The organism is Candidatus Synechococcus calcipolaris G9, from assembly GCF_029582805.1.
Taxonomy (GTDB): domain Bacteria; phylum Cyanobacteriota; class Cyanobacteriia; order Thermosynechococcales; family Thermosynechococcaceae; genus Synechococcus_F; species Synechococcus_F calcipolaris.
The window spans coordinates 46,412-61,422 of the sequence record NZ_JAKKUT010000007.1; the positions used below are offsets into that span (position 1 = coordinate 46,412).

At 51.0% G+C, this 15,011-nt stretch carries 10 protein-coding genes; 6 read left to right on the forward strand and 4 right to left on the reverse strand.

Annotation, left to right across the window (positions count from 1 at the left end):
* Positions 1-53: 53 nt before the first annotated feature.
* Positions 54-1,196, forward strand: a complete 1,143-nt coding sequence (locus L3556_RS14145; RefSeq protein ID WP_277867981.1) for a coiled-coil domain-containing protein — start codon at positions 54-56, stop codon at positions 1,194-1,196.
* A 24-nt stretch (positions 1,197-1,220) separates the two neighbouring features.
* Here L3556_RS14145 and L3556_RS14150 read toward each other — a convergent pair whose 3' ends face one another.
* Entirely contained in the window at positions 1,221-1,562 is a 342-nt protein-coding gene (locus L3556_RS14150; RefSeq protein WP_277867982.1) for a hypothetical protein, read from the reverse strand.
* A gap of 90 nt (positions 1,563-1,652) precedes the next feature.
* Between L3556_RS14150 and L3556_RS14155 the strand changes: the two genes are divergently transcribed.
* Positions 1,653-4,346 carry a CHAT domain-containing tetratricopeptide repeat protein gene (locus tag L3556_RS14155; RefSeq protein ID WP_277867983.1) on the forward strand — a complete coding sequence of 898 codons (2,694 nt, stop codon included), beginning with the start codon at positions 1,653-1,655 and terminating at the stop codon, positions 4,344-4,346.
* A 17-nt stretch (positions 4,347-4,363) separates the two neighbouring features.
* On the opposite strand, the gene L3556_RS14160 is transcribed toward L3556_RS14155, so the two are convergent.
* Positions 4,364-5,035, reverse strand: coding sequence for a PHP domain-containing protein (locus tag L3556_RS14160; RefSeq protein WP_277867984.1), 672 nt, complete (start codon positions 5,033-5,035; stop codon positions 4,364-4,366).
* 334 nt (positions 5,036-5,369) lie between these two features.
* Here L3556_RS14160 and L3556_RS14165 point away from each other — a divergent pair, with 334 nt between their 5' ends.
* Complete coding sequence (locus L3556_RS14165) at positions 5,370-7,211, forward strand: P-type ATPase actuator domain-containing protein (protein ID WP_277867985.1); 1,842 nt, start codon at positions 5,370-5,372, stop codon at positions 7,209-7,211.
* 37 nt (positions 7,212-7,248) lie between these two features.
* On the opposite strand, the gene L3556_RS14170 is transcribed toward L3556_RS14165, so the two are convergent.
* The gene (locus L3556_RS14170; RefSeq protein WP_277867986.1) at positions 7,249-9,423 is read right to left on the reverse strand and encodes an HAD-IIB family hydrolase; all 2,175 of its coding nucleotides are present in this window, start codon (positions 9,421-9,423) and stop codon (positions 7,249-7,251) included.
* 286 nt (positions 9,424-9,709) lie between these two features.
* Between L3556_RS14170 and L3556_RS14175 the strand changes: the two genes are divergently transcribed.
* From L3556_RS14175 to L3556_RS14185, 3 genes are all read left to right on the forward strand, one after another.
* Positions 9,710-10,648: a glycosyltransferase family 2 protein gene (locus tag L3556_RS14175; RefSeq protein ID WP_277867987.1), complete on the forward strand. Its 939-nt coding sequence runs from the start codon at positions 9,710-9,712 to the stop codon at positions 10,646-10,648.
* Positions 10,649-10,750: 102 nt separating this feature from the next.
* Positions 10,751-11,977, forward strand: a complete 1,227-nt coding sequence (locus L3556_RS14180) for a DUF697 domain-containing protein (RefSeq protein ID WP_277867988.1) — start codon at positions 10,751-10,753, stop codon at positions 11,975-11,977.
* A complete protein-coding gene (locus tag L3556_RS14185) occupies positions 11,964-13,160 on the forward strand; it encodes an Era-like GTP-binding protein (protein WP_277867989.1) in 1,197 nt (398 codons plus the stop codon). Before L3556_RS14180 ends, L3556_RS14185 begins: the two co-directional genes overlap by 14 nt.
* Here the strand turns inward: L3556_RS14185 and L3556_RS14190 are convergent.
* Complete coding sequence (locus L3556_RS14190; protein ID WP_277867990.1) at positions 13,135-14,964, reverse strand: LIC_10190 family membrane protein; 1,830 nt, start codon at positions 14,962-14,964, stop codon at positions 13,135-13,137. The genes L3556_RS14185 and L3556_RS14190 overlap by 26 nt on opposite strands.
* Positions 14,965-15,011: the final 47 nt, after the last annotated feature.

The window sequence follows — 15,011 nt, forward strand, 5'->3', positions numbered from 1 at the left end:
GGCTGAAAGGGAATAAATGGGGCATCATAGTCGTGCGATCGCTATTCATCTCTATGACTAAGCCCCAGCCTTCCCCACCGGTATCAATGGAGCAATTAACCTTTCCCTGGTTAGTCGCCGATAGTCCGTCTTCTGATCCTGTCAATGCCCCCCTAGGAGATCAATATCAACCATTGCCGACTAATATTTCGCCTCAAGATCATGATCAGTCCCAGGACTACTCACACAAACGGATTCTTCACCTTGAACAGGCCTTGGATCAATGCCAGAGCTATATTCAAGAGCTAAAACAACAACTGAGTGAGCAACGATTTTTGGAGGAAATACTAGCTCAGACCGAAGAAACAAGCCATATTCAGCAGCAGGCAATTTTAACCCTGAAGCAGCAACTGGAACAGCAGCAGTCCTGTCAACAGGAATTAAGTGAAACCGCTGCTGTGCGTGAATCCTTAGAAAATATTTTAGTCACGGCCCAGGCGGAAATTCAAAATTTACATCAGGAAATTGATGATCTAACCCAGGCCCAAGAGGCCCTAGAAAAGAAACTCGTTGATAGTCATATCCATGGACGACAATACCAGCATGAACTGGAATTAGTGCAATCCCAGTTGCGTCAAAGTCACGACCAAAATAGTCTCTATCAATCCCAAATTCATCAGCTTGAATCTCAATTAGAGGAACGGCAACACACTCTGAATGACCTAGAAGTTCGACTTCAGCGATCCAATGGCATGATTTTGACCCATCAAGACATGATTAATGCCCTACAGGAAGCCCAGGGATCGGAGTCGAATAAAAATAAGGTGATTCAAGGTCTGAGTAAAACCCTGTTAAATACTCAAAATAAGCTGCGGGAGATTGACACAAACTATGCCAACCAACATCTCCAGCAAGCAAAACTCCAACATTATGCCCAGGAAATTGAGGATCGCTCTAGCCAGCAACAGGTAAGAATTCAAACCCTAGAGCGACAGGTCGCAGAAATGCAAGAACAAATTTTGCACCAAGCTCAACTGGCTCGGGAACAGGAAACTGCTGTTCAACATTGGAAAGATCGGTACTATGCCTCGGAGCAGATGATTGATCAATTACGGTGTGTTGTTGCCAAACTCCTAGGGGATATACCAGATCATCCGTCCATCTCCATAGACAATGAACTGCCCCAAAGCAGTGGGATACCGATCCCACCCTGTTAGGACAGCGTTAGGACGGTGGGGGTGTCAATACTCATCTCCCGTAGTTTCCATAAATAACCATTCCTCAATGGCGCGGTTATCGTCACCCAAAATCTCGATCGCCTCGGTAAATCGATCCCGTTGATGCTGAGCTAATTTAGTGCGCTCACTAAAGGTAGACAGGAGTAGATAGGGGGAACTTTCCGAGGTTTGGACATAGGCCTCCACACCATCCACATCGGGGTGCTGACAAAAGAAATCCTTCAGAGCGATCGCCTGGGCCAAGGTCTCACAATCCACCAGTCCGAGGGTGCGGGTTAGGGCATCCCACAACTGTTCATCGCGATCGCTAAAGGTCACTTCTAGGAAATACTCTAGAGGAGACATAATATATATTACCAAATATTAAGCTCTGCCGCCTCCTAATATAAACTTTATCCAGAACTGACGTTAACAATTTGATCAGGGTTAGGTGGAATGATGGATAGCTCAGTAACATCCAATATTTTGCGGCTGCTGGTTCTGAGCATAGCCGGACTATGTACACTGCCTCTGGGGGTGATGGCTCAAAATGAGTCCCAGGAGTTACGGGACATTATGCAACGGCTCGATACCCTTCAACAGAGTTACACAACCGTAGTTGATGAGTTGGATGTCATTCGCCAAACCTCCTTTGGCCCGGATAGCAGCAATGTCATTGCTCTGACAAATACCATTGAGCAACTGCAAAAGCAGGGTAACTATGGTGCCGCGGTCCCCCCTTCAAAGGAGTTAGTGGCGATCGCCCAACGGGTCTTGGGGCCAGAGCATCCTACGGTGGCAGCTACCCTCAATAACTTAGCCGTCCTCTACAAAGAGTTGGGACGCTTTAGTGAGGCGGTTCCCCTCTACCAGAGCAGCCTAGGGATTCGCGAAAAAGCCCTTGGCTCCAATCATCCCGATGTGGCCAGCAGTCTCAATAACCTAGCCAACCTCTACGGCGAACAAGGGAATTATGGCGAGGCGTTGCCCCTCTATCAACGCAGTTTGCAGATTCGGGAGCAGGCCCTCAGTCCGAATCACCCTGATGTGGGGTTAAGTGTGCATAACCTGGCCGTAATGTACCATCTGCAAGGCAATCTCCCCGTAGCTTTGCCGCTCTATCAACGCAGCATGAACATCCTCGAAACCACCCTCGGCGGGGATCACCCCATCGTGGCAACCCTACTGAATAATCTTGGCGAGCTTTACCGCACCCAAGGTAACTATGCCGCTGCCTTACCCTTGTATCAACGCAGTCTCAGCACTCGTGAGCGTGTTTTGGGTCAAGAGCATCCCGATGTGGCCACCAGTCTCAATAATTTGGCAGAGTTGTACCGCATCCAAGGGAATTACAATGCCGCCCTGCCGCTGTATCAACGCAGTATCGCTCTTCGACAGCGTGGGTTAGGTGCGGAGCATCCCTACTTGGCCTTAAGTTTGGGCAATCTGGCCAAGGCCTACTGGGCCCAAGGGAACCTGAAGGAGTCCCTTGGGTTTCTGGATCGTTCCCTTGATATTGAAGAAACCAACCTCGGACGGAATCTGGTGGTGGGATCAGAAGAATATAAGCGCAACTATCTCAGCACCTTTCAGGAGTCCACAAATACAGCCATTTCGTTCCATTTGCAGGGCAACCCCCAAGAGTCGGCCGCAGCAACCATGGCCTTGACCACAATCCTGCGGCGGAAAGGACGGTTACTGGATGTGCTAGCCGCAACTACAAGTCGTTTAAGGAATCAGTTAGACAACAACGGCCAACAACAACTGGATAAACTGATTGAGTTGCGAACCCAGATTGCGAGTCTCACATTTGTCAGCGATCGCCCCCCTCCAGTGAATCAAATTAGTCAACTTGAACAGCGGTCCGCCCAGATCGAAGGACAACTGGTGAGGGAAAATGCTAACTTTCGGGTGGAAGTCGCCCCGATTACCCTGACCACTGTTCAACAGGCTATTCCCACCAATGCTGTATTACTGGAATTTATCCAGTACGTTCCCTACAATCCCCAAACCAATCGATGGCAAGCTCCCCGCTACGCCCTCTATGCCCTAAAAGCCAGCGGTGCGCCTCAATGGCGGGATTTGGGGACAGTTGCCGAAATTGATGGGTTGATCAACACCGCCCGCCAGCAAGTTTCAGACCCCCGTTTGACCCCCAACAGTATTAAACCGTCCCTCAAAGCAGTATATGAACGAGTGATCGGGCCGCTGGAGCCGTTTTTAGCTGGGAGTACCCACTTGCTTGTGGCACCGGATGGACAATTGAATACGATTCCCTTTGAGGCACTGATGGATCGCCAAGATCGCTATCTGATTGAGTCCTATACTATTACCTTGCTTACTTCCGGTCGGGATTTGATTCGCTTGCAGCAGCGGGGGAGATCGCCAAACCCACCCCTTATTGTTGGTAATCCTACGTTCAACCAAGGCAATCGTTCTTCAGTCCCCAGCGGCCAGCGAGGAACCGCGACCCGCGACCTCGATTTACGCAATCTCACGTTTAACGATCTACCAGGGACGGCGACGGAAGTCAAAACCCTAGGGACTCTCTTTCCCCAAGCTCAAGTATTGACGGGGAGCAATGCGACGGAAACGGCCATTAAACAGGCTAACCGTCCCCACATTTTACACTTGGCCACCCACGGTTTCTTTCTGGAAAGCCCACCCCTCAGTCCCCAAGACCTGCAAAACAATCGCGGTTTGAATGTCAATGTCCCCTTTGCCGGTGAAAATCCCCTACTCCGCTCTGGCTTAGCAATGGCCGGATTTAATCAACGCCAAAGTGGCGAGGATGATGGAGTGCTCACGGCCCTTGAGGTCACCAGCCTGAATTTGGAGGGGACAGAGCTAGTGGTAATGTCCGCCTGTGATACGGGACGGGGAGATATTCTTAATGGAGATGGTGTGTACGGCTTGCGACGTGCTTTTACCCTCGCCGGTGCCCACACCCAAGTCAGTTCCCTGTGGAAAGTGGACGATTCAACCACCCAACAGTTAATGGTGGCCTTTTATCAGAATCTTGCGGCGGGCAAAGGTCGCAGTGAGGCGCTACGGCAAGCGCAATTGGCATTGATGCAAGAGAATAGTAGGCAAATTCCCTATTTTTGGGCCGCCTTTGTCAGCAGTGGCGAATGGCGATCGCTCAAGTAGACAGGAGTCAATAAGACTTAAATCCGCACCAGAATGTTACTTCCATGGGTGTCTGTGCCACAGGTCTGCAAGAGATGGTACATGGCGGCTAGATTCCCCACCGTGAGAGTTGTATCTGAGGTAGGTTGCCAGGGGTGGGCATTTCCATAGCAGTAGAAGGTTTCTACGCCATCAATGCCACGGTGAACCGCTGCTTCAATCAGTTCTGGAGCCGACCGTTTATAGCGGGCAGGATGGGCAAGAATCGCAATACCCTGGGCTTGATGGAGGGCCGAAATCACCGCAGATGCCTCTGCCTCCTGGCCCATGGGAGACATCCGTTGTTGATAGGGGATTAGACTAGGGTGCTCTGGCTCAAAGCCGTAGCCCAAAATATGCACCTCAACCCCTAAAAGTTGGGCCGTAATTTCAATACCGCTGTAGAGGGTGGGCGGGCAGGGAACCTTTAGATGGGCTAAATAACGGGATGCGGCCAAGTAACCTCGCACCGAATGGTGATCCGTAATGGCTAGGCCTTTTAAGCCAATGGCGATCGCCTGGTCAATGATTTGCTCTGGGGTAAGTTGACCATCGGAGCAGATGGTATGGAGATGGAAGTTATAGGAACGGGGGCAGCTAGCAGCGGATAACTGACGGAACAACGACCGTAATTTTCCTGTGTCGGCCAGGGGCGGAGCAGCTAGGGTCATATACATTACCAAATATTAAGCCCTTACGCCTCCTAATATAAACTTTATTTACAAAAACGGCCGACCGACCGCCAGAGGTCAGCCCCTTGGGGTGATTACCATTTTCTGTGGCTTTATTTTCTGGGGATTAACCCAACCGTTGATTCAGGAATGACAGCTTAACCAGGTAGGCAATAATTGCGCTAGTGATGAAAAAATGCCGTGACTGGTCAACTCTACGGGGAACAAGCTAAAGTGTCGATTAGGTGAGAAACCTGAATGATGTCCCATTGATCTCATCTGCCATTGTACTCACGTCCCCGATCTAGGCCACCTTGATGTATTTCAACTGCCCATGAATTACCAAGTTGTCCATGCCTCTCCAGGTCGATTCCGTATCCATGTGCCGCGTCTACGCCGCGATCGCCAGTATGGGCAAATCTTACAGCAATTGGTTTTGTCCTTAGCCTTGGTTCGTCAAGTTCGCATTAATCGTCAAGCCGCTTCTCTAATCGTTGAATATCAATTGGGCCTACTCTCAGGGGCAACGGTTCAGTCAAAGCTATTTAAGTGTATTGAAAAAGCAGAGATCGCCACACCGAGTGCGCTCCCCCCTGGGGCTGGCGGTGCCGAAGCCAAGGCCGTTGATGTCTGGGAGTCGCAAATTGGAGCCGATGCCCGCCTAGAGACGGATTGGGAACGGTTGGGTTTACCCTTTATTGCCGTGAGTATGTCCCTGCTGACGGTTCCCTTTGAACTACCGGCGGTGGTTGTGGGGGCAGCGGTGTTAGCCAGTGCTTGGCCCTGGTTTCATCGAACTGGCGATCATATTGTTCACAAGCAGCGACCCAGTGTTGAACTCTTGGATTCCCTCTGGATTGCGCTCCATACGGTCAATGGTCAGTTTATGGCTCCCGCCTTCAAAACAGGTCTGGTGGGAACCCGGGCTGACCTCCGCGATCGCCACACCCGTCATGATCTGCAATACTATCCCAGTCTCTTGTTAGAACACCATAGTCACCTAAAAATTGAACGTCAGGGCGATCGCCAAAAAATTGAAATTCAGGACTTAGAAGCGGGGGATTACATCTGGTTGAATCCAGGGGACTTGGTTCCTGCCGATGGCTGCATTATTGAGGGAATCGCCCAACTCACACCGGCCCATCTAGGGGAATTTGCCACCGTTGTATTATGTCGCCCCGGAGATTCCATCTATGCCGGTAGTCAAGTCCTTGAAGGGGCAATTCAGATTCAGGCAAAACGTACCGGATGGCAGACTCGGGTGGGCTTGGTTACGGAACTGATTCAATCAGAACCTGTCTACGATACTGAGATTGCAAAGGCCCAGGGAGAATTTGCGCTCCAAGCCGTCATTCCGGTGTTAGCCCTGAGTGTGGCCATTTTTGGTGTGGTGGGAGCCTACGGCCCGGCGATCGCCCCGATGCAATTGGATTTTGGCAGTGGCATTCAACTCTCGTTACGAACGGTGATGCTATCGGCACAAATTTTTGCAGCCCAAGAAGGGATTTATCTGCCCACCGCCGGAACCCTGGAAAAACTTGCCCAACTGGATACCCTGATCATTGATTTAAGTAGTCCCCTCCCAGAACCAGAGCAAATGAAAGATGTCTTGGAAAAGCTACGCCAGCAGGGCCTCAAGCTCTATCTTTTGGGGGCAGAATCAGGGGATCAATCCCTGCTTGGGAACCTAGGGGGCGTTGAGGTTGTGACGACGGAAACCTGGCCCCAGCTTGTTACCTATCTTCAGGGCTGCCAGCGCAAGGTGGGTCTGATTCAGTCTCCCGACTCTTCCCATTCTGTGCCTGAGGGCTGGATTTCCATTCATATCAATCCAGAGGAAATTCATCTGGAAGCAAAAACCATCGTCCTATTGGAACCTAACTGGAATCTATTATTAGTGGCGATCGCCATTGCCCGCCATGCCCTAGAAATGACCTATCAAAACGCGGCGATAATTTGCATTCCCAACTTGGCCGTCACCACCGCTGGTATATTCTTTGGCTTACATCCCATGGTTAATGTTTTAACCAACAATGCTACGGCCTTTATTGCCGAATTTATCCACAGCGATCGCCCCCGCTTCCGCACCAGCTTGCTACCCAGTGTCAGTCCATCACCGGCAGCAATGGCAGCAACTCCAACCACCCCTTCCCTAGATACCTATGCCTATACCTGAAATTTCCGTGCAGTGCGTAGCTCTCCCACCGATTAAGCTAAAAATTATAGTGGCGTAGAGCTTCTAAAATTCCCCAAGAATAATGACCATCAGCAAAGTAAATATCCGAGCGATCGCGCAATTTTTCTAATTCAGGACTGTGATTGCCCACCACCACCGCCAGAGTATTCCCCGTGAGCATCTGCTCATCATTACCAGAGTCCCCCGCAACTAATAGCTTTTTCAGGGGGTATCCCCACTTCAGGGCAAAATAGCGCAATGCATCCCCCTTCGATGCCCGTAAGGGCAAAATATCTAGGAATTGTTCATGGGAAAAAATACCCCGCACCTGTAATTTCTGCTGCCGTAAATAGCGCAGAACCTGATCAATTTCTGGAGCAGCCGCTGGATCCACGATGTAACTAATTTTGTGGCGGCGTTGATTAACCTTAGGCTGTAGGACAATTCCAGCCATATTATTCATGACCTGCTGTACCCGTTGGGGTTGCCAGCGATAGTTAATATGTTGCTGCCAACTGGTATCCGGAACTAACTGGGGGCCATAGTGAATTTCACTTCCCACGGACGTAATTAAGACATCTGGTAGGGGCACGCCCCATTCCTCTAGCACCATTAAGGTACTTTCAATATGTCGCCCCGTGGCCACCCCAAACCCCATACCGGGATGCTTTGCAATCTCCTCCATTAAGGCAATAAGGGCATCTTTATCACCAATTAGGGTGTTATCAATATCGCTAATGAGCAACCGATCCAGATCCAGGAGGCGATTGCGACTCGTACTCACCGATGGAGGTGCGGCGGAGGCAGGGGTTGCCCAGATTTCTGGCTCCGTGCGGCGGGGACTCAAGATGGAAATGACGGATTTCTGGGCCAGGGTTTCAATCTTAGCGAGATAGTTCTCCACATGACTCTTCCATGAGTAGTGGGTTTCTATCCCTTTTAAGCCATTGGCTGCCCAGGTTTGCCATTGCACCTGATCGGCAAAGGCGGCATGGAGGGCGCGGCGAATATCCTTGGGATCCAGGGGATCAAAGAGCAAGCCATTATCACAATTACCCAAAATATCTCGGGGGCCCCCGTCAGCGGTCGCTAATACGGGTAAACCACAGGCGGCCGCTTCAATGAGGGTCAGGCCAAAGGGTTCGGTCAGGGCTGGATTGATAAAAATACCCTGCTGCTGGGCGGCAAGGCGGTAGAGGTCGGGGACATCATCACTACTGTGGGCCTTAGGGTAGGCCACGCGACCATAGAGATCATAGCGATCGATGAGGGAAAATAGTTCACCAAACACCTGCCGCGGACTGGCTTCCATTTTACTAATGTCGGTGCGATTCCCCAAAATCAACACCAGATTAGCCCGTTCTTGTAATTCCCGATCTTCCCCGTAGACTTTCACAAGGGCCGATACATTTTTGCGGGGGACGGGCCGAGAAAGACAAAGAATAAAGGGTTTATAGGGTTGGTTCAGAAATCGACTTAAATCCTGGAAAATTGGCGGTGGCTGGTCTAATATTTTTATGGGATAAAAACGTTTTGTATCTACACCGGGGGGGATCACCGCCATGCGATGGGGTGAATAGTTATCGTAAACCCGGTATTGATCATCCACTTCTTGGTGGGTACTGGCAATGACCACGGCGGCACTGGCTAGGGTGGTTTCTTCGGCTTCAATGCGGGTTTTGAAGTGATATTGTTCTTCGATCGCCTCGGGTTTGGAGCCATTATCTAGCATTCGTTGGCGTTTGACCCGGCCTAGGGAGTGGCCCGTATGAATGAGGGGAACCCCTAACCATCCTGCCACGCGACAGCCCACATACCCTGCATCGGCATAGTGACTATGGATCACATCGGGCATGCGACCACTTTGGCGAACATGGCGAAGCAGTTCATCGGCAAAAACATCTAAATAGGGCCAGAGAACTTCCTTGCGTAAATAACGCCGGGGACCACAGTTAATGCGGATAATTCGGGCCCGGTCGTTGAGCATTTCCACGGGTTCGGCGTAGTCTGGACTGACTTTATGATCATTGACCAGACGGGTAAATAAATCGACCCGTTCCACGTCGGGGTGCTGGGAAAGGACTTGGGCCAATTCAACCACATATTTAGTTTGACCGCCGGTATCGGCATCCCTGCCAAGTTCTAGATTTTGCCCCCGAATCAATCCATGGACACTGATTAGGACAATGTACAGGCGTTTACTATCTGCCATGGTGACCTCGTAGTGACCTTAGTTTCATCTGTACCCTGTTAGGGTAGCAATCTATTTCCTGGCGATCTCTGGGGCATCTCCCCCTGTCCAGAAAGGTATTCCTTGAATACGTGTTGCGTAGTGCAAAAATGGTTGCCATGGTAAATAGCTTACCGAAAATTGAGCGGGACGCTCGACTTCTTCACTAAGGTGAAGGGAATCCAGTCCCCTAGTTTGGGTCACTCTTGCTACGCTATATCTAATCACTATCCAATCACCGCATCTCATCACCCAAGGTGTCTGACCCGTGTTTTTATCTGTTGTTATTCCCACCTATAACCGCCTACCCATTTTACAAAAGTGTCTGATAGCCCTGGAAAACCAGCAATTGAATCACCCCCAGATCACTGACTATGAGGTGATTGTGGTGGATGATGGCTCCACGGATGAAACGATCCCTTGGCTGATGGAGCATTCCTCTGAAGTTCCCCATGTGCGTCTGTTGCAGCAGGAACATGGTGGCCCGGCCATTGCCCGTAACTTGGGGATTCAGCAGTCCCAGGGAGACATTATTGTCTTTATTGATAGTGATTTAGTGGTTTTGAAAAACTTCCTGCAATGTCACGGGGAAGCCCTACTGGAGGCCCAGCGAACTCTGGGGAGCGATCGCTGTTTCACCTATGGAGCCGTCATTAATACCTCTAACTTTGAGAATCCAACGGCGGAACCCTATAAGATAACAGACTTTTCGGCAGCTTTTTTTGCCACTGGCAATGTGGCTATTCCCAAGCATTGGCTAGAAACCGCGGGACTGTTTGATCCCCAGTTTCAACTCTATGGCTGGGAGGATCTGGAGTTGGGGGTCAGGCTCAAGGCCTTAGGCTTAAAACTAATCAAATGTCCAAAGGCGGTAGGGTATCATTGGCATCCTCCCTTTACCCTGGATCAAATTCCTCATCTTATCGAGAAGGAAATTCAACGGGGGCGGATGGGGGTCTTATTTTATCAAAAGCATCCCACCTGGGATGTTCGTTTAATGATTCAAATGACCTGGCTCCATCGTCTGCTCTGGGGGGGGCTGTCCTTTGGCGGCAGCTTAAATGAAAAAACCCTAGCACCCTTACTGCAATGGCTCATTGATCGGGGTAAACCCCAGGTTGCCTCCGAAGTTGCCCGTATTTTCCTAAACTGGTACAACGTCCAGGGGGTATATGCGGCCTATCGGGAGTCCTTATCCACAGGTTGATGGGCTGGAGTCGGTTACGGGTTGCTGATAGGCTATGTTCTAGAGGATTGTTACTGAGTTTACAAAATGTTGCCTTGGTCTCTTGCTCTTGGGCTTATTTTGATGGTGGCATTTGCCCGATTAGATGTTGGCCTTGATTCATGGTTCCTGATCCTGGGCGGAGTCGGGGCTGTTGGCTACTGGTGGTTGAGATCGCCCCAATCCATACCCAAAACGGATTCAACACCTAACCTGCCCCTCAGTTCGGCCCATATCCGTGCAAGTTTAAGGGCAACGGAAACAACCCTAGAAGAAATTGCCAACCCGCAGGAACGGCACAACCTCCATCGCCAATGCCAACGGATTCAAGCAGATTTAGAGCGCACCACCCTAAGCATTGGAATTTTGGGCTTACCAGGGGTGGGAAAACAGCGTCTCCAGGAGGGTTTAGAGGCAGCCAATTTAGGCGATTGCCAATTTCAGCAAGGAACCTTAGCCGCGCCGCCCACGGTGGATTTAGTATTATTTATGATCAATGGGGATTTGACGGCCACGGAAGTGGAATTCCTGGAGGTACTGCATCGTTACGGACAACGGCTAGTCCTGGTGTGGAATCAATTTAGTCTCTCCCATCCGGCGGATCTGATCCAAGTGAAACAGGCCCTAGGGCAACGACTTCAGGGGATCAGCTATCTAGGAACCCTGATTTCCCTGAATCTGCCCCCCCATTCTCCTGCCATAGCCGTTGAAACCATTGCCCCCGTTGTCACCGGATTGCGGCAAATTCTGGCTCAGGAACGAACTGCCTTGATTTTAGCGTCGGCCCATCGTCAGGCCAATGCGGTACAGAACCAAGCCAAAATCGCCCTAGATCAAAGCCGTCGCGATCGCGCCTTGCCGGTTATTCAGCGGTATCAGTGGTTAGGGGCAGGAGCAGCGGCCATTAATCCCATTCCCCTGTTGGATTTAGTGGTGACGGGGGGATTGTTGGTGCGGCTAACCCTGGAACTGGGGCAAATTTATCAGCGACAGTTTAGTTTGACCCAGGCCCAACCCCTAGCCAAGGAGCTTTTGCAATTATTGGTGCAGTTGGGGGCGATCGAAGTGGGCAGCCAGTCCCTACTCCATTGGCTGAAGGGGAATAGTCTCACCTATCTGGCGGGCAGTTGCTTGCAGGGAGCCAGTGCCGCCTATTTAATTCAGGTGAGTGGTCTGAGCTTGATTGAGCATTTTCAAAGCCTCCCTGCCAATGAATCCCCCCAGAGTCGGGGGCATTTGCGCCGCAGTATTGAGCAGATTTTGGCCCAAGTGAAGTTGCAACCACTTTTGGGTTTGAATGGACAAGTGTGATGGGGGTCAGCCCAACTCCCTCAGGGCGGATCCTCTGGGACTGACCCTAACCTGTTTAGGGGAATTAGTCGCTTGGCATGAAACCTACCACGCTGAATTTCTGGATGAATGGGCGGAGTTATATCGCTTGGGCGATCGCCTTGGCAATCCTGTATGGCAAATCAGTGTTTTGGGCCAGGTGAGTCGTGGCAAGTCGGCCCTGTTAAATGCCCTGTATGGTGAACCCGTTTTTCCCGTGGGGCCGCTCCACGGTGTCACCCAATGGCCCCGCACCGTGCGTTGGCAGGTAAGAATTGGCGAGCAGCACTATCCCGTGGATTTAACCGATACCCCAGGCTTAGATGAAGTCGCCGGCAATCAGCAAGCAGAGATGGCCTGGGCAACCACGGAAGCCGCCGATCTCATCCTTTTTGTGACAGCAGGCCCCTTGGGCGATCGCGAACTGGAAGCCCTCGGTCAACTCCAGGGGCAAAACTTACCGCTTTTTCTTGTGGCCAATAAACAGGATCTCTACCCGGACTGGACAGCGGAAAAATTAACCCAACAAATGACAACGGCCGGTTTAGCCAGTATTTTGCAGTATCAGCTACCTATTTTTCTAACGACCCAGAAAACCAATCCGCCCCATCCAGGTCTAGAAAGCCTCAACTGCGCGATCGCCACCTGGGTACAGCAGGATGCCCCCCATCGTCGGGCCCGCCACATCCTGGAACGGGCGATCGCTCTTGAAAAAAAGCTGGGATCTGCCCTAGGGGAAGCCAAAACCCCCGTACTCCACCAACGTCTTGTTCCCCTGCTCGGCTTCCAGGTGGGTTTAGTCATGATCTGTCCCTGGAATGGTCTGGATATTCTTTGGGGTCTCCTAGGCTATCTCCTGTTAATTCGGCGATTGTGTCAAGGCTATGCCATCCCCCTACCCCTGCATCAAGCTAAGACGTTAATGAGTACAATGTTTTTTGCCCTATCTTTGCTGTACTTAGTTGGTTGGGGTGAGCATTTTTTCAGTCTTCCCGGAGAAACCCAGGGGTTTTGGTCAGCCTCCTTTCTGCAAGCGGGTATTGTCGCCTGGGGCCATGTCCAACTCCGTCGCCGTTTAGAGAGCTATCTACGCCAAGGGTATCTCTGGGGACGACAGGGGCCAGAAAAACTATTGAGCCTTATGGAGCCTGAAATCCGCCCCTAAATCCTCGGCGGGTATCCTTCAATTCCACGGGACTGCGGCTTAAGTTGGGGGTGCAAGGCAGGGGGGCATACCAGCAGGTATCTCCTTGGGCTGGTGTAACGTAGGCAAAGGTTGCGGTCTGGTGCTGCATTAAGGGGGGAGTCGGTAAAAGAGCAGGCCGCCACCAGCGATCGCCCCCCTGTTCTTGATCAAGCTCCAGGTGGGGAGACAAGTACAGGGTTTCTGCCAGTACATTGAGTTGATAGACGGCCAAAATGCTGAGACCCAGGAAAAATAACGTCCGGGATACTATGGGTCGCTTGGAGAGGTAAACAAGGGCATTGATGGCTAAAACAATCCCAATCAACTCCCATCGCCATGGACTGACCCCCATCCATAGATCCATGGCTAATAGGGATAGGGCCACGATTGTCAATCCCCCTAGGGGCGATCGCCGGTGACAGACATCAGCCACCATTAAACTCGGCAATAAAACGAAGTAACCTAAGCCAAATCTAAGGGTGGGGGCGGAGATCAACACAAATGCCATACCGCCTAAGGCAACACTGCCAATCCAAAGGGATTGGGATGGGCGGCCATAGCCCCGACCTAAACCTAAGGTCAACACCACCATAGTCCAAAGGGTTAAAAAGGCTGCCTCCCCTTCGTAAAGAAACCAATGGAGCAGCCAAAAGCCAGCATTTTCCGGTTTAGGGCCCGACCACTGGGCCCATTCGCGAATTGCTTGGGTGATCATTGTCCCATCCTCAGCCCTGAGTCCCCAGGACACGGGTAAACAAATCGGTAGGGCGGGGAAAGCAATACACCCCGATGTCACCAGATTAACCCCCAACCAGATGAGCAGCGGCATGGCAATCACCATACTCACTTTCAGGATTTGCAGCCGCCGCCATTGCCATGATTTGAGATACCCATGGAGACCTAGGGCCCCAAAAAGGAGAGGAAAGGCACTTAATTTTAGGGCAACCGTAGCCGCAGCTAAACCCAACAAAAGTCCCGTTGGCATTGGATCGTTTTTAAGAAATCGATATTTTGTTATTAAGAGATTCCCCACCTGCACGATAAGAAGGACTAATAAAATGACTGGAAAATCAGGGGTTGCGGTTATGGGCATCTCCCAACGCAAAATGGAGGGCAATACAAGGCATAGAAAGCTCAAGTTAAACCAATCAACCCACTGGGGGATACTAGACGGCTTTCTCCGCCAGAGTTTGGCAATCGTTAAACTGAACTGCAACAGAAATAACCAAAAAACAAAACCACCCAAAAAGCTATAGACCCGTCCCTGAAGTACCCCATGGTTGAATACAGCCGCTAAGGAAAACCAGGCGGAGGTGAAGGTAAATCGTTGGTGAATTAATCCCAATCCTGGAACCGTGCCGTAATCCGATAACCATTGAATCAAGCCAAAATGATAGAGTCCTAAATCATAGATACTCGGCGTGAGGCTCACCATAGTGCGACTGGCATACATACTGGCCAATCCCCCCAGACCCAGGATTCCCAACCAATGCCCCCCGGACAACCGATGATAATGGTGGTAGAGGTGGCGGCGGGTGTGGGGTAGGGCTAGGCTGCCGCAACTCCCTAAAACAGCAACGGCTAAGCCTAGGGGGAGGGATAGGGGCCATACCAAGGAAAGACCGAGGAGAATGATGGCATAGCTCAGGAGGCCAACCCAGACAGAAAGCAGTAGATACCTAGGGGCGCAACGGCAAATAACTGGGGAGAACCATCCCAGAAGGGCCGACCCCCAAAGTTCACTGAAGATCAGCAGGCCCGACCACAATAAAAGTAGCAGCACATGAGTTGCCTGATATGTTTACTTACCTAGTTACCCAATAACTTTAA